At 55.9% G+C, this 14720-nt stretch carries 17 protein-coding genes and 1 pseudogene; 15 read left to right on the top strand and 3 right to left on the bottom strand.

All coding sequences use genetic code 11. The features are described from left to right. Positions 1-1380: 1380 nt before the first annotated feature. From P0120_12665 to P0120_12625, 9 genes are all read left to right on the top strand, one after another. Positions 1381-1890 (top strand): hypothetical protein, encoded by a 510-nt coding sequence (locus P0120_12665; protein ID MDF0675171.1) that lies wholly within the window; start codon positions 1381-1383, stop codon positions 1888-1890. Further along, complete coding sequence (locus tag P0120_12660) at positions 1887-3356, top strand: hypothetical protein (protein MDF0675170.1); 1470 nt, start codon at positions 1887-1889, stop codon at positions 3354-3356. Before P0120_12665 ends, P0120_12660 begins: the two co-directional genes overlap by 4 nt. A 359-nt stretch (positions 3357-3715) precedes the next feature. Next, positions 3716-4042: a PilZ domain-containing protein gene (locus P0120_12655; protein ID MDF0675169.1), complete on the top strand. Its 327-nt coding sequence runs from the start codon at positions 3716-3718 to the stop codon at positions 4040-4042. A gap of 52 nt (positions 4043-4094) precedes the next feature. Then, a complete protein-coding gene (locus tag P0120_12650) occupies positions 4095-4364 on the top strand; it encodes a hypothetical protein (GenBank protein ID MDF0675168.1) in 270 nt (89 codons plus the stop codon). Positions 4365-4396: 32 nt separating this feature from the next. Further along, complete coding sequence (locus P0120_12645; GenBank protein ID MDF0675167.1) at positions 4397-4963, top strand: ankyrin repeat domain-containing protein; 567 nt, start codon at positions 4397-4399, stop codon at positions 4961-4963. A gap of 219 nt (positions 4964-5182) precedes the next feature. Continuing rightward, a protein-coding gene (locus tag P0120_12640; protein ID MDF0675166.1) for an IS5 family transposase occupies positions 5183-5940 on the top strand; the annotation gives its coding sequence in 2 pieces (ribosomal slippage) (positions 5183-5512 and positions 5515-5940; 756 coding nt in all). 283 nt (positions 5941-6223) lie between these two features. Further along, positions 6224-6517 (top strand): hypothetical protein, encoded by a 294-nt coding sequence (locus P0120_12635; protein ID MDF0675165.1) that lies wholly within the window; start codon positions 6224-6226, stop codon positions 6515-6517. After that, positions 6507-6806 (top strand): type II toxin-antitoxin system RelE/ParE family toxin, encoded by a 300-nt coding sequence (locus P0120_12630; protein ID MDF0675164.1) that lies wholly within the window; start codon positions 6507-6509, stop codon positions 6804-6806. Before P0120_12635 ends, P0120_12630 begins: the two co-directional genes overlap by 11 nt. Before the next feature lie 655 nt (positions 6807-7461). Next, the gene (locus P0120_12625; protein MDF0675163.1) at positions 7462-7665 is read left to right on the top strand and encodes a hypothetical protein; all 204 of its coding nucleotides are present in this window, start codon (positions 7462-7464) and stop codon (positions 7663-7665) included. Positions 7666-8446: 781 nt separating this feature from the next. Here the strand turns inward: P0120_12625 and P0120_12620 are convergent. Then, on the bottom strand, positions 8447-9694 hold the full coding sequence (locus P0120_12620; GenBank protein ID MDF0675162.1) for a right-handed parallel beta-helix repeat-containing protein: 1248 nt from the start codon (positions 9692-9694) through the stop codon (positions 8447-8449). Positions 9695-9843: 149 nt separating this feature from the next. On the opposite strand from P0120_12620, the gene P0120_12615 reads away from it, so the two are divergent. The 3 genes and pseudogenes from P0120_12615 to P0120_12605 all read left to right on the top strand — a co-directional run bounded on the left by P0120_12615 (position 9844) and on the right by P0120_12605 (position 11779). Beyond that, positions 9844-10122 carry a transposase gene (locus tag P0120_12615; protein ID MDF0675161.1) on the top strand — a complete coding sequence of 93 codons (279 nt, stop codon included), beginning with the start codon at positions 9844-9846 and terminating at the stop codon, positions 10120-10122. A 35-nt stretch (positions 10123-10157) separates the two neighbouring features. After that, positions 10158-10682 (top strand): IS3 family transposase, encoded by a 525-nt coding sequence (locus tag P0120_12610; GenBank protein ID MDF0675160.1) that lies wholly within the window; start codon positions 10158-10160, stop codon positions 10680-10682. Then, positions 10604-11779 (top strand): annotated as a pseudogene (locus P0120_12605) (IS3 family transposase). The gene P0120_12610 and the pseudogene P0120_12605 overlap by 79 nt, the downstream one beginning before the upstream one ends. 497 nt (positions 11780-12276) lie before the next feature. Here P0120_12605 and tnpA read toward each other — a convergent pair. Beyond that, positions 12277-12726: an IS200/IS605 family transposase gene (gene tnpA, locus P0120_12600; GenBank protein MDF0675159.1), complete on the bottom strand. Its 450-nt coding sequence runs from the start codon at positions 12724-12726 to the stop codon at positions 12277-12279. Between the two features lie 423 nt (positions 12727-13149). Here tnpA and P0120_12595 point away from each other — a divergent pair, with 423 nt between their 5' ends. The 3 genes from P0120_12595 (at position 13150) to P0120_12585 (ending at position 14161) form a co-directional block, all read left to right on the top strand. Next, positions 13150-13434: a type II toxin-antitoxin system prevent-host-death family antitoxin gene (locus tag P0120_12595; protein MDF0675158.1), complete on the top strand. Its 285-nt coding sequence runs from the start codon at positions 13150-13152 to the stop codon at positions 13432-13434. A 2-nt stretch (positions 13435-13436) separates the two neighbouring features. Next, the gene (locus tag P0120_12590; GenBank protein ID MDF0675157.1) at positions 13437-13868 is read left to right on the top strand and encodes a type II toxin-antitoxin system VapC family toxin; all 432 of its coding nucleotides are present in this window, start codon (positions 13437-13439) and stop codon (positions 13866-13868) included. An 89-nt stretch (positions 13869-13957) separates the two neighbouring features. Continuing rightward, positions 13958-14161, top strand: a complete 204-nt coding sequence (locus P0120_12585) for a hypothetical protein (protein ID MDF0675156.1) — start codon at positions 13958-13960, stop codon at positions 14159-14161. Positions 14162-14260: 99 nt separating this feature from the next. Here P0120_12585 and P0120_12580 read toward each other — a convergent pair whose 3' ends face one another. Then, complete coding sequence (locus P0120_12580; protein ID MDF0675155.1) at positions 14261-14710, bottom strand: Hsp20/alpha crystallin family protein; 450 nt, start codon at positions 14708-14710, stop codon at positions 14261-14263. Between the last annotated feature and the right edge of the window lie 10 nt (positions 14711-14720).

The following is a 14720-nucleotide window of genomic DNA, read 5'->3' as shown; positions in this document are numbered from 1 at the left end:
CAGCGAAACTCGGTCGAGCAAAATATTCTCCTTGCACGCAGGGAAGGATCTCATGGACTTCGTACCGCACGGCCCCCGGGGTTCGATTGCGTTCGGTCGGAGAGCTACGGTCAGAACCATGCATATGGCAGGAATGAAAGGTTTCGCGAAACCCATCCGCGCCGAGGTGGTCGCCCACGGCGCAAAACTCGTGCGGGCCGATGCCAGTGGATCAGGGATGCCGAGACTCAGGTCGCCACCACCACCAGATTCCGCACGTGCACCAGGTTGTACACCGCCACAGCGAAGGTCAAGAGCCAGCCGACACGCGGCACGTCGTCGAGCTTGACTTTGCCGAGCAGCCCCACGGTCTTCAACCAGCCGAAGAGCTGCTAGATCTCATTGGGTGACTTCCTCGTCTTTCTGACACAGTATCAAATTCCAGGTTTGACTATTCCGCTGAGACTCTTCATCAGGATCTGCGGACGCTGGCGGCTTCTCCGATCACTCTGCCTACCTGATTCTCGTCCTTGACGCGAGTCCCTTGATTACACTGGCTCAGATTGACTCGCTCGGCTTGTTACCTCGACCGGCTAATCAAATCGTCATATCCGATGCGATCTATGCAGAAATCGTGAGCCGGGCACCAGGGTCGTCGAGGAACCATTGAGATTGCCCAGGCCTACTGGATCATACACCGAACGGTCACTCATCAGACGTACGTCCAGCAGCTACGTACCTGTGTCGGCCTGGGAGGAGCCGAACTCATCGTCCTCGCGACAATTAGCATGCTCAGGGAAGCCTGAAACAACCGCGTCAGCCGTTGTACGCAGGTAGTGGAACCCGCAGGACACTTGAGCGGAGTGGGCTAACCTTGTGACTTTATGACTCGCTCAACGGAATACACATAACAAGCCCTGACCTCAACTTGCGATCGCTATTTCCACACCTTCTGTCCATGCCCCCTACCAAAGTAGGGTATCGCACTACGTGATGGCTTGGGTACACTCGCCCGAATTGCGAAAAGGAGATGTCCACGCGTCACTGTGCACTAACCTACCACACTCCACTGATTACGATTGATAGAGGGCTGATGGCATACCCATTACATGCTATTCCGGAATGACTGCGGAACATTAAGGGAGGGCAACAATGAGATTACCGTCTACGACAAAGACGCTGCTGATCACGACAGGAACTGTCGCGGTCGGGGCAGCACTAATCCTGCTAGGAAGCCAAGGACTTCCCTGGACCAATCAAGCTGAAGCAGGACCTCGACATAGCCATAATCATTCCCATGAAGGGTTAACCTGGCCACCACAGCCCCGTGGTATAACCAATGTCGTAGTCCATTCCGACGCTAAGGAAGAGGAAAACGAACGCGCCATCAAAAAAGCTCGAATGGATGGTCTGGCACAGAAAGCCGAGAGGGGGATCCTGGGGCTTGGCAATCGATTCGTCCGTATTACGGAAATTGACAAGGATGAGAAGGAGGATACCGAGGAGAGGGATGGGAATGATCAGGAGGAGAGGAACGCTCGCAAGGTGGTCAAGCAGGTGGTCTTTTTCAGCCATGATAAGAACGCCACTGTCGAGGTTGGATTCGACGGTGAGGACACAATAGCAGCGGTCACCTCCACACCGGCCAGTGAATACCAGCCTGAGATCACTGACGAAGAAATTGAGGCCGCCCAACAATTGGCGCGCAAATACTTCACCGCTCAAGGCTCTAAGAGGATTGCCGGCTTACGTGCATACGGCATCCTTGCCTATAAGCCGGAAGGGAAGGGCTTTTTCGATACTCGTATCATTTACGTCTCCTTCCACAAACACGACGATGCCCCCCCTGAACTGATGGCGTGGGTGGACTTGACTAATCAACGGATCCTTCAAGTCAGAGAGGAGCTATGATGGGTCAGAGAACTGTTCGTTCAATCCTTCTCGCTAGTGTGTTTTTGACGAGCATCTTGGCTCTCCCAGTATCGAGTCTGGCCCAAACGTCTGGGACTGTTACGTGGAACGGGTGGACGTTTTCTTATGAGGTGAGCGGCAAGCTTGATGGCCTGTCGCTGAAGGGAGTGCAATTTCAGGGTCTTCCTATAATCGCCCGAATAAGCTTCCCCGTCATGCGCGTATTCTACGATAATAACGCCTGTGGTCCCTATGCAGACCGGCTGGGAGGCACCCTCACACCCATCCCGTGGGCCGGCAATGCTCTCGTTGCAAAACGTGAGTTTACGCTCAATGGACGGCAATGGTATGAGATCGGCATTCGAGATATGATCGGCAACTACGACATCTACCAGGTGTACTACCTCAGTACTGACGGTATCCTTGACGCCCACGTCTACAGTAAGGGGTTGCAGTGTGTAGTGAACCATGTTCACTGGCCCAATTGGCGGATCGATTTTGATGTCAAGGACGCCGCCAACGACCAGATTCAGCAGAACACCGCGGCCGGATATGTGACCAAGGCGACCGAGTTTGATGCCAAGGCGACCGACGCCGTCAACCATGGCTGGCGTGTTCGTGACTTGCCTACGGGGAAGTTCGTGGATGTGTTGCCAGGGTTCACTAACTTTACGATTCCCGATTCCAATTCCAATGGGACCACTGCCCCGACGACTGATGACTATGACAAGCACACCGTGTTCGGACGCCTCTACAGGTCATCAGAATACACGGGCTGGACCTATGGTCCAAATGTGCAGGTGCCTTTTAACAATGGAGAATCGATCGACGCGAAAGACATCGTTCTCTGGTATGAAGGGTATTTACCTCACAGCGCTGCCGAAGGGAGCGCGCTTTGGCATTCAACCGGCGTTCGTCTGGCGGTGAACGGCGGGGGGGCACCACCTCCCGGCGGTGGCACGCAAACCTTCTCAAACCACACAGCCGTATCTATCCCGGATAATGCGAATGGATCGCCCTATCCTTCGACAATCAACGTGACAGGGATGTCTGGTGTCATCAGCAAAGTAGTCGTGAAGCTGAATGGTTTGAACCACACCTATCCCGATGACCTTGATATCCTGCTCGTAGGCCCGGGAGGACAAAAGGTCATGCTCATGTCCGATGCCGGTAGTGGAGCCGATTTGGTGAATGTGAACCTCACCTTTGACGGCGCAGTTTCAACATCTCTACCAAACAGTAGCCAGATTTCTTCCGGCACGTATCTCCCGACGAATTATCCCTCGACTTCTGGCTCGACAGATCCGTTCGGCGCCCCTGCTCCGGCGGCGCCATATGGCACAAGCCTGGGCGCGTTTAACGGCACAGCTCCAAACGGCGCATGGCAACTATTCGTGAAGGACGACGCCGCTGAAGATCAGGGTTTCATGACAGGCGGATGGGAACTCATCATTACAACGAACTAAGGTTAGAACAAACCAGGCGGCGGCAAACGACGTTTGTCGCCGCCTAACGGACGAATATACCTCGGAAGATCAATAAGCGTCTCCCTCCTGAAGACCGCCAGTCAAGAGGAGCTGACGGAGTGGCTTCGACGAAGGACTCAAGAATGGCGCTTCGTCAGTTGACTCTTCAGCAGTTCTTAGACATTCCCGGCTCTTCACCGCTAGGTTCATGTTGTATTTTCGATGATAGGAGAGTATTTCCCCTGCTATCCATTATCCTCTCAATCCAAGTTGGTGCGTCCCTGTGAGGACACCGATCGATAGAGCGATTCAGCGGCTTGAGCTGTTCCAAAGGCAATTCCATAAAAAGGAGGCGCCTTATGTATCAGCGTCGCTGCGCCCGATACCCTGTGCATTTTCGCAGCACCTTGTCGACGCCTGAAATTCCAGAAGGGACAGGAACGGCCATGGACCTGTCTATCCGAGGCTGTCGAGTCCAAAGCTTCATTCCCGTGCTCGTCGGAATACGCGTTAAGCTTTCCATCGATATCCCGGAACCCAGAGTGGCCATCGAGGTCGAACAGGCGGTCGTCCGCTGGGTCTCCGGCCAAGAATTCGGACTTGAATTTGCTTCCATATCTCCAGAACAGTTTGAGCGGCTGACAACAATCATTCAGCAGCTTCCTTCTGTTCCTGATCGAGGATAGTGACTCCCTACGGTATTGCTTTTCCCGGTCATTCGGGCTATACAGGCGTGCCATGACTGATGCACAGGTTGAGGAAATTAAGCGACACTTTGGCGTAGTCGCCGAAGCACTCCAAAGTAATATCCGTCAAATCGCGGAGGGCCATTCGGACATTCGGCATGAATTGCAGGAGATCCGAGATGAATTCCGCGATGAATTCAAAGAAATGCGCGCTCTCATGCGACTTTCTTTTTCACAGCTCGACCAACGAATCCGCACACTCGAAACGGACATCTCCGTGCTCAAAACCAGGATGGATCGTCTCGAAACCCGACGCATCTAATCTCTTGCCGACGTTCCGGCTAGTCAGGCTCCATGGCAGAAGCTAACGTCCACCTATCGATGAGTTGGGCATGGTATTTGGGTCTGTCCGCCCTCTGTACGCTCGCTCTCGTGAGTGGTTGTATAACTGCGCCTGAAGAGAAACTGCGACTCGCCGCAGCCGAAGGGAATCTTCTTCGAGTGGAGACATTCCTAGGACAGGGAGTCAACGCACAGGCGGCCGATGAGCACGGCGTGACCCCTCTCTTCTTGGCGGCAAAGCATGGACATCGGGACGTCGTGGCACTCTTATTGAAACAGGGCGCCGCAATGAACTCCGCAAGACAGGACGGCGTCACACCGCTTTTCATCGCGGTACAAGAGGGACAACGAGATGTGGTGGCGCTCCTCTTGGAAAAAGGAGCGGATGTGAACGCTCAGGCGCGAATAGGGGGAGTGACACTCCTGCATATCGGGGCGTATCGAGGCGATCAGGCAATCGTAACCCTGCTACTTCAGCATGGAGCGGACAAGAATGCCAGAATGTCATCAGGCGAACGCCCGGTGGATTTGGCCCAGACACAAGGCCACCAGTCGCTGATTCCACTCCTCGAACCATGACCTGCTCAGTGTCGGTGAACTCCAGACAGAAATATCTTCAACTGTCTCAATGTACCAGACTTGAGGAACGTCTGATTCATTCACGTGTGTACTGAGAAATCTGTTCCTGGGTTGGTCAACGAGCACAACTAAGGCGTGTCATCAATTAATTTTCTGGGTTCACAGAGCCATAATGTTGTGATTCACTCATCCACAGGCCGAGGGAGGGGCCTGCGGATGGTGAGACGATACGGGTTGCGTGATGACCAATGGGAGAAGATCGAGAAACTGCTGCCAGGGCGTGAAGGCGCAGTGGGTGTGACAGCGAAAGACAACCGACTGTTTGTGGAGGCTGTTTTGTACCGTTACCGTGCCGGGATCCCATGGCGGGATCTGCCGGAGCGGTTCGGGGATTTCCGGGTGATCCACACGCGTCATACGCGCTGGAGCAAGGGCGGTGTCTGGAAGCAGGTGTTCGAGCGTCTGGCCGATGATCCCGACAACGGATACGCCATGATCGATTCAACGATCGTCCGTGCTCACCAGCACAGTGCGGGCGCAAAAGGGGGCATCGCGAACAGGAAGCGATCGGACGCAGCAAAGGAGGATTGACCACGAAAATCCACGCCACCTGCGATGCGCTGGGCAATCCCACGAGTTTTCATCTCACACCAGGCCAGGCGCATGACCTTGATGGGGCCGATGCCCTTCTTCCCGGCATCGACGCCGACACGATCCTCGCCGACAAGGCGTTTGACGCCGATGAACGGATAATCCAGCCGTTGCAACAAGCGGGCAAGAATATCGTCATCCCGCCAAAATCCAACAGAACAACCACCCGAGCATACGATAAAGCCCTGTACAGGGCACGGCACCTGATCGAGAACTTTTTTGCCAGACTCAAACAATTCCGCGCGATTGCTACACGCTACGACAAACGCGCGGCCAACTTCCTTGGCGCAATCTATCTCGCTGCCTCCATCACATGGCTTAATTGATGACAGGCCCTAGTATTGGACCGAGATCGCCAGGGATGGTCTTATCGGAGGTTCGCCCGCCGTCGGGTCGCCCGTTATCCCGTTCGCACCCACGCTCCCTATGCCATCGCAGAGGCCAGACCGACATCGGTGATCTGACCGGAGCATCAGACACAAACCACAATTGGATCGGCGGTGACGACGTGGACTGCTTTGTCGGCATTGCATGTATTCTGATAACGAGTTGAGACTACGACAATTATGCGCTATGTCACACGCGTAATTTATTACTATGAGATGCACCATGGCCGTTGCTTACAAGAAAGACGAACTGCTCAGCGCATCGAAAGTCGCGCGGCGCTTTAGCCAAGTATTGGCTGATCTGAGCGAGAAACGCCGTCGCCGCGTAGCCGTCGTGAAAAATAATCATCTGGAGGCCATTCCCCTTCCTGTCGAAGAATGCGAAACCATGGCGGAGGCACTTAGTCTGTTGGAGCATCTTGAGATCTACCGCCTCGTGCAACAACGAAAAGGCCGCAAGCCCCGTAAATCCATCAGCCTTGACGCCTTGGTGAAGCAACAACGCCTTGCGCTATAACGTCACGCTCACGGTGGATACAGCCGACGACTTTCGCCGCCTCGATGGCTTTCTGAAACAACCTGTTGCCAAGCAACTCAAGAAGCTCGAAACGTCTCCTCTCCTCGGGGAGCATCTCGGAAATAAAGCCGGACTCAACCTCACAGGCTATTACAAGCACTATGAGGCTAAGAAGGGCGTCAGAATCGTCTACCGTATCATCGAGCAAGAGGTGATTGTGGAAGTCGTGGCAATCGGCAAGCGCGAAGAACTGGCTGTGTATCACCCTTCGCGCAAACGGATCCGATGACCAACCTTGCGGCGCATCTTATTTTCTTAGCAGCTTGCAGACCTCGTCGTGTGAATCTAGCCTGTCGCCAGCGACGGACGTTCTCCAGCCCGCTTCATTGCTGGGCCACAGCTTGTTGTGCGCCCCTCGGAAATACAGCCTCGACTTTGGTGATGCACAGAACAAGGCTTGACCCTTTGTTCTCTCATCCGGTGACAAAGAGGGCGGGGTGCCCTTCTTGACGACGCGACGGCAACTGCTGTAGAAGAGCCGCGTGTCGATGACGTTGCCGATCTTGGTGGGGGCGAAGAGTACGCGGGCGGCACGGCGATCTGGCCCAACGCTGCCCCGCTTCAGTCGGCCACAAATTATGGTGATGAAAGACGTTCGATCTCTCTTGACCGCTCATAGGCTCTATGCCGCTCCAGATCATCGAGAAAGCTCATGATTCATGATGACGGCGATGCAAGCTGCCACAGGTTCTCCCGACAGAGGCGCTTGATCGCCGGCCAGATTCGCCAACGCTCAACCGTTTTGTGTACGATGAACGAATTTGCTCGGCGCACAAGTAGTCAGGCGTTTCGTCGACGGCCAGCGTCGACTCCCCTGTATTCCTGCAAGCTGTTGGTGGGAACGGAGCTATAAGACTGCGATGCGGATTTTCAAGAGCTGACGCATGCCCGCTGATAAGTCGCAGCGTGAAGGAAGCCTCGTTGTTGCAGCGCTGATCGTGTTGGGCCTTGTGTTTGCCGGTCATTGGATCATGAGCTACGTCAAGCACAGCGATCCATGGGCCATCCTGCCCTGGTATGGGATGGTCGCAGCCGTGATCATCCTCGTTGGCATTGTTAGCATCCTGCGCCACGGGCGGGACAAATGAATCAATACTTGAACTAATCGTCAGGGGGTCAGTTTGCGATAGTCCGGTAAAACAGACACATGAATCACGCAGCATTCGTTTGCCATGTGGACGCTTCCGTCAACCGTGAAGGCCTCCGCCCAACACCTTCGAGCCAACCATCATTTCAATATTGAACGTCGCGAGGGTCTGATTGGACGGTCACCGATTATTGACGCGACAGCCCAGTAATGGGATCCGACCCCGTTACGGTTTTTAGCGCCGGTCCGAGTGGGGCTCACCGAGACGGTCGGGTCTTCCTCTCCTTCAGCAGGTTCCGTTCCGGCTGAATGGTCAGAATCTGCCACCGCATGTGCGATCGCCTGTTCTTCGTCCGCGTGTTCTGCGGTCTTGTATTCCACGGCCGCATGTGAGGTCGCGTGATCTGTCGATGTTGTTGTTGGGTCGTCATCGACCGGAGATCCCGTTGTAGCAGGGTTAGACTTCGACTGCGTACCTTCACCCGAATGGGTGTCGGATGGTGTGGAAAGAGACGAAAGAGTCGGTCCCCCTTGTCCGTCGGCACCACATCCAGCTAGTGGGAAGGCGATAAGGCCCAACACTATGACCTGGGCGATCGCAATCGTGAAATTTCGATGGACGAGACCAAGCGAAATCGCGTTTCTCAGCATAAGAAACTCCCTCAGATTTAGGTGAATATTCTTGAACGGCGGCGCGTGTCTTCGCTTTCGCCGGAGACACCGCCACCTCACGTCTGGGGGCAGTATGCCCCCAACGTCAGGTCACCGGACGCTTCTGAACATTAGAATGCTGTGGCCGAAGTTGGCGCAATGGGCAGTTGGGCGATGGTGCCCCCCATATAGTATTCATAGGCACCTACATCGTAGGCGCCTTCTTGGGGCCGAACAACGCCGTCGTAAGCTAGTTTGGCCGTCGTGGTCAAGCCCTTGTTAATGACTGGGCTGTGAGAGGTCAGCGCAAAGTTGGGAGACGCCACCAGTGTACTTGGAGCATTGACGAATCCGGGATTGGTCGTGGTGACGATGTTGCCGGAGGCTGTGTAATTGACCCCTTGAGTGGCGCCAGCGCTGAGAAAGACCGTCGAACCTGCTCCAGTCGCGCAGGCGTAATTATTTCGAATCACAATGCCTGTGCTCCCCATCGAGATGAACGTCACCCCGTTTGTATAGGAAGCGGTCCGTCTCACGCCATTCTCGTAGAAAATATTATTCTCAACCTTCAGATTCTGGAGGGTTGACCCCCAGGCGACCATGCCGCTCCCCTGGGCTTGGTACGCCATGGTGTTGTTGGCGATGACCCAATTATTCGACAACGCGTACTCCGGTCCCGGATGGACTGTAGGCTTATAACTGACTGTCCCATTTGCTTGAATGCCATAGCCCAGATTGTCATAAATGAGATTGCTGGTGATCGTGACCGCCGTGCCGTTCAGGTAAATGCCATGATCCAAGTTGCACACGGATGGTGTCGTGGCACAGGCAGCAAAGCGTCCATTGTGATTGATCCTGTTCCGATCGATCAGAATCCTGGGGCCATTTCCGAAAATCCCTTGCATAAGGTTGTGGTGAATCCAATTCCGCCGAATGGTGATGTCATTACCATTATCGATTTTGAGACCATTATACCCATTCCGGATCTCAAATCCTTCAATCGTGATCCAGCCGATCGCCTTCTGATACCCAGCGTAGTTCTTGAAATTAACCTGTTTCGTAAGAGCCTTGTCGACAAAATCAATGATGGGGAACTGGCCCGACGCATTGAGGAGCTTGATCGGAGCCGACGAGGTTCCCGATCGTCCGAATTGGATCAGCCCCTCTTTGTAGGTTCCACCCCGCACATAGGTGGTATCTCCGGCGATCATCGTGCGGGCCGCATGGGCTATGGTTCGCCACGGTTGTGAGCTGGTGCCCGGGTTGTAATCGCTTCCACTCGTGGCGACATAGTACGTTGCCGCGTCGACCGTCACAGCTTGCCCGAGGGCACTGGCAAGAATGCAGGCACCCATTGCTGCTGGTTGGAGTCGAATCATCGAGAGTCTCCTCCTTGGAGGAATTTCGTAAGTGATCTGCCCGGCTCGGCATACAGGTTCAGCAACTGTCATGCCATCGGTGACCTTCCCCCTTAAAACCAGGCCAGAGGTGCAGTTAGGCTCGCTGGCCCAATCAAGGAGGGGGACCGATGGCACGGAAACGGTACAGAGCGGAAGACATCATCGGACATTTGCGGACCATCGAGCTTGCAACGGGCCGAGGCCTCGGGCTCGCCGAGGCCTGCCGCAAGTTAGGCATCACCGAACAGACCTATTACCGGTGGAAGAAAGAGTACGGTGGCTTGCGGGTCGATCAGGCCAAACGGTTGAAGGGCTTGGAACAGGAGAATGCCCGGCTCAAGCGCCTGGTGGCTGACCTCTCCCTTGATAACAGCATCCTGAAGGAGGTGGCGGCGGGAAACTTCTAAGCCCGGCCCGACGGCGGGAGGCAGTTCAGCATGCCGTGGCTGCCTTGACCGTGTCGGAATGCCGGGCCTGTCGTGTGGTGGGACAATGCCGGGCCACGCAGCAGTATGTACCCTGCCGACCAGATGATGAGGAGCCGCTGCGAACACGGATCGTGGCACTCGCTCCTGCCTATGGGCGGTATGGGTACCGGCGGATCACGACCCTGCTCCAACAAGAAGGGTGGCGCGTCCACCTCAACCGCGTGGAGCGGATTTGGCGTGAGGAGGGGCTCAAGGTGCCCCAGAAGCAGCCCCAACGCGCGCGGCTCTGGGTGGCCGATGGCTCATGGCTGCGGCGGCGCCCGCTCTCTCCGACTCAGGTGTGGGCCTATGACTGTGTGATGGAACGGACCCAGGATGGGCGGCCCTTGAAACTGCTGACTGTGCTAGGCTCGAAAAAGTGGACGCCTTCAACCTATGATCTGAGGTCTGGAGGTGTGAGATGGAACGAGTTCCGCGACAGCAGTATACGAAGGAGTTCCGTGAGCAAGCGGTGCAGCTGGTCCTGGAACAGAAGTTGACGATTCCAGAGGTAGCAAGACGCCTGGCCATGTCGGGCAAGACGCTCGAGAACTGGGTGTGTCGAGCCCGGCGCGGTCAGCTCGCGACGCTGGGGGAGAGCCGACGGCCCGTGACAGAGCTGGAGGCCGAGGTCTCTCGGCTGAAGCGCGACCTGGCCGAGGCGCGGATGGAGCGCGACATCTTAAAAAAAGCCACCGCGTACTTTGCCAAGGCGCAGCTGCCCGGTACGCGCTCATGAGGACGCTGCGGCCCCAGTATCCCCTGAGTGTGTTGTGTCGGGTGCTGGAGGTGTCCCGAAGTGGGTACTATGCCTGGCGCACGCGCCGTCCCTCGAAGCGCGCTCAGGAGAACGCGCGCCTAGAAGTGGCGATCCAGGCCGCGCATGTGCGCACCCGGCAGACCTATGGGCCGGAACGTCTCCAAGCGGAATTGCGTGAGGATGGGTTCCCCGCTGGGGTCGGACGCATCAAACGGCTACGCAAGAAACTGAGACTACGTTGCAAACAGGTGCGCTGGTTCACGACCACGACGGATTCAAAGCACTCGCTGCCGGTGGCGGAGAATGTCTTGGCCCAAACGTTTGTCGCCACGCGCCCGAACGAGACCTGGGTCACCGACATCACGTATATCCCCACCGCAGAAGGGTGGTTGTATCTGGCGGGGATCAAAGATCTGTATACATGTGAGGTGGTTGGGCATGCGATGGGGGCGCGGATGACGACGGACTTGGTGCAGGGGGCGCTCAGGAACGCTCTCGACACCAAGCGCCCGGCCCCGGGGCTCATTCATCATTCTGATCGCGGCTCTCAATATTGTGCCCAGGACTATCAAGCGCAATTGCGGCAGTTCGGCCTGACCCCGTCTATGAGTCGGAAGGGCAACTGCTATGATAACGCGCCGATGGAGAGTTTCTGGGGAACGCTCAAGAATGAGCTGGTGCACCACCGGCGGTATGAAACACGGGAGCAGGCTCGGCGAGAGATCACGGAGTACATCGAGCTCTTTCTATAACCGTCAGCGTCGGCATTCCAGGCTGGGAAATTGCTCGCCCGCGGTGTTTGCCCAGCAGTGGGCTCGTCAACAGCTGGCGGCGTGAGGCGGCAACTCATGGCGTCCACTATTGACAACCGGGGTCAGCACGCCCTACTGGTCTCTCCCTTACACCCTCGGTTGAGGGAGCCGTTCCGGCCTTCGAGGCCTTCGCCCCTACTATGCCGTCTGCTGACTTCTGTGTCGCGCTCAAGAGTCTCTCGACTCCTTCAGTCTCGCTGCCGAGACACGGCACAGATCTCCCGGGGTCAGTTGAACCGCCTTCCCTGCACCGCCGCCGGATCTACGTCTTACGCCCTTGATGGAACTGGACTTCGCAATCTCCAGCGTGCTCGTCCGGCGCTCGCGCCTCGTATCCGGTTCCTGTTCGTCGGCGCGCAGGTTTGCTCCACGCTTCCTTCAGACACGCCCTCACGACCTGTGCCCTTGCGCTTCGCTACCCCTTCACCTCCATCAGGTTGAGGAAGGGACTTTCACCCTCAAGCTGTTCAACATGCCCGGCACACTGAAGCTCCCCGCAGCAAGCTGCGGGGTATCACAGAACTAAAACATTCGGAGTTGCCGAATATCCTCATGCGGTTGCCCTTGCCGCTGCACGTACCGCTCGACGGTCTGCCAGTTCGCTCGCTCCCCCACGGTCGCCACATCATACCCATCGGTCCAAAATTCCCCGCCCCACAGGACCCGTTTGACGGCTGGCTTCCGTCGAAAGATTTCCCGGGCCGTGATGCGCTTGAACACCTGGACAATCCGTCCTGGAGCCATTTTCAGATGGGCACTGCAGAGGAGATGGATATGATTCTTGTCCGTTCCCATCGCTTCCATCTCAATCGGAAACCGCTCCGCAATCTCTGCCGCCGTTTCTTGGATAATCGTTGTCACCTCCTCATCCAGCAGCGCGTTGCGGTATTTCACTGGAAACACAATATGGTAGTGGATTTGCCACGCACAGTGCGCTCCCTTACGAACCTCATTGTCCCTCTGATCCACCATGCGCCAGAGGGTACCAGAGAAGAGGATCCCCGTAGCAAGCTACGGGGAATCACAAGTTGAAGTAACCCTGAGGCTCTAGTAGATCAACTTAGTACATGATTTCCCCTCAAGTAGGAATCAATCCAGTCCATGTGTGGATACCCGCCACGGCCGACTATGGCTATTCCCCTTCACTGCATTTCTCTGAAAAGAACTTCTCGGCGAAATCCTCCATTGGCCTGGATGTCTTTAACCAAGCTTAGGTCTTCGATACCCATACAGTGACCGGCAGCCCCAATCCCACCGTCAACGGCACCTACCGCACCACGAACCACGTCGGTGCGGCAACTTTTCGCGTGAACTTCTGACGACACAACTGGAGAGATGTCGACGAATCCTTGTGTTCGTTTATAGAGGTAGCTACAATAGCCACCGAGGTGTACGATGAGCAGGATCGGCGTCAAAGAACTCAAAAATCGCCTGACTCACTATCTTCGTCGAACACAGAAGGGTGAAGAAATCATCGTAACCGACCGAGGACGACCGATCGCCCTGCTTCAGCACATCGAGGCCGGGAAGCCTGGGACACGGGAGGCCCGGTTGGCGCAACTTACCGCGCTGGGAAAGATCATCCCGCCGACAGGCGCGCCGAGGAAACGGCTCAAACCTCTTTCCTATCGAGGCCCATCGCTAGGTCGTGCGGTCGTCGATGACCGTGATGAACGTTGACGATGCTCTACTGGGACACGAGCGCACTCGTGAAACAATTCATCGAGGAAATTGGGACGGCTGAAGCCATTGCTCTGCGAGCAGACACTCCACCTCACGCCACCGCCACCATTGCCTATACCGAGACCTTTTCGGCTTTGCGTAGGCGTGTTCGGGAAGCAGTCCTAGGAGAATCGCACTACCACGAAGTGGTTCGCCATTTTTTACAAGAATGGCCTGCCTACGTCAGGGTTAATTTGGACGAAAGTATCCTTGGACGCTCCCGGGCGCTACTCGAACGATATCCCCTACGAGCTCTTGATGCCATCCATCTGGCTTCGGCGATCGAGCTGCAGGATCACCTCGATGAACCGTCGGTTCTTATTTCAGCCGACGTCCAACTCCTCCGAGCCGCCACCGCTGAGCATCTCGAAACCAAACGTCTCCCCTTGTAAACCCGATGACCATGAAATACCGTATGCCCCTACGGTATACAGAGCGTTGTCGCAGAGACGACTATGGCGGTTGAACAAGGAGAGCCCTCGTGGCAAGACACATTAAGAAGCTCACGATAGAAGTCTCGGCTGACCGCCCAGAGCGGGCTACCACCGCAAACGGCGAAGATGTAACCCCGACCGTGCGAAGAGGATTGGAATTGGTCGCTGCCGGAGGGGCCTATGGTCGCCTGCGGCGATTGCGCGGCAAGGTTAAGTTCGGCGTCAAGCTTTTGGATCTACGTCGGGACTAATGCTGCCTGGGAATTGGTGATGTGGGAATAAGGTGCCGAGAAATACAAAGGCCCGCCTGGTGGGGCGAGCCTTTGTTCTAAGGAACCTTTCAGACCAGCTTACGCTACCTTGACTTCGATGGCCTTCGGTTTGGCCTTCTCCGATTTCGGCAGATGAAGGTTGAGCACTCCATCCTTGAACTCCGCCTTGACCTTCTCATCGTCAATCACATCGGGCAAGGAGAAGGTTCGGACGAAGCTACCGTAGGATCGCTCAATCCGATGGAACTTCTTTCCCTTCTCTTCCTTCTCGTGCTTCCGCTCTCCCTGAATGGTGAGCACTCCGTCCTCCAACGTAACCTTCACATCCTCCTTCTTCACATCCGGAATCTCAGCCTTAATCTGATACTCCCCTTCGGTCTCGCTGATATCGACGGATGGCGTCCAGTCCGCCACGATCATGGTCTCCTTCCCATTGGTGCGTGCCGCAGCGGGACGAGCGAACATCCGGTTCAATCGATCTGAGACTTCTTCCAATTCCCGAAACGGATCCCATCGTACGAGTGTCATAGCAACCTCC

Origin of the sequence: Nitrospira sp., from assembly GCA_029194675.1 — a bacterium.
Taxonomy (GTDB): Bacteria; Nitrospirota; Nitrospiria; order Nitrospirales; family Nitrospiraceae; genus Nitrospira_D.
The sequence above is the reverse complement of the archived record's forward strand: the minus strand, read 5'-3'. Positions and strand labels throughout refer to the sequence as shown.

Excerpts from the sequence above, each read along its gene's own strand:
- P0120_12590 (MDF0675157.1), top strand. The coding sequence starts at position 13,437 with ATGCTCTACTGGGACACGAGCGCACTCGTGAAACAATTCATCGAGGAA.
- P0120_12645 (MDF0675167.1), top strand. The coding sequence starts at position 4,397 with ATGGCAGAAGCTAACGTCCACCTATCGATGAGTTGGGCATGGTATTTG.
- P0120_12620 (MDF0675162.1), bottom strand. The coding sequence starts at position 9,694 with ATGATTCGACTCCAACCAGCAGCAATGGGTGCCTGCATTCTTGCCAGT.
- P0120_12595 (MDF0675158.1), top strand. The coding sequence starts at position 13,150 with ATGAGCAGGATCGGCGTCAAAGAACTCAAAAATCGCCTGACTCACTAT.
- P0120_12660 (MDF0675170.1), top strand. The coding sequence starts at position 1,887 with ATGATGGGTCAGAGAACTGTTCGTTCAATCCTTCTCGCTAGTGTGTTT.
- P0120_12580 (MDF0675155.1), bottom strand. The coding sequence starts at position 14,710 with ATGACACTCGTACGATGGGATCCGTTTCGGGAATTGGAAGAAGTCTCA.
- P0120_12625 (MDF0675163.1), top strand. The coding sequence starts at position 7,462 with ATGCCCGCTGATAAGTCGCAGCGTGAAGGAAGCCTCGTTGTTGCAGCG.
- P0120_12615 (MDF0675161.1), top strand. The coding sequence starts at position 9,844 with ATGGCACGGAAACGGTACAGAGCGGAAGACATCATCGGACATTTGCGG.
- P0120_12635 (MDF0675165.1), top strand. The coding sequence starts at position 6,224 with ATGGCCGTTGCTTACAAGAAAGACGAACTGCTCAGCGCATCGAAAGTC.
- P0120_12655 (MDF0675169.1), top strand. The coding sequence starts at position 3,716 with ATGTATCAGCGTCGCTGCGCCCGATACCCTGTGCATTTTCGCAGCACC.
- tnpA (MDF0675159.1), bottom strand. The coding sequence starts at position 12,726 with ATGGTGGATCAGAGGGACAATGAGGTTCGTAAGGGAGCGCACTGTGCG.
- P0120_12665 (MDF0675171.1), top strand. The coding sequence starts at position 1,381 with ATGGATGGTCTGGCACAGAAAGCCGAGAGGGGGATCCTGGGGCTTGGC.
- P0120_12650 (MDF0675168.1), top strand. The coding sequence starts at position 4,095 with ATGACTGATGCACAGGTTGAGGAAATTAAGCGACACTTTGGCGTAGTC.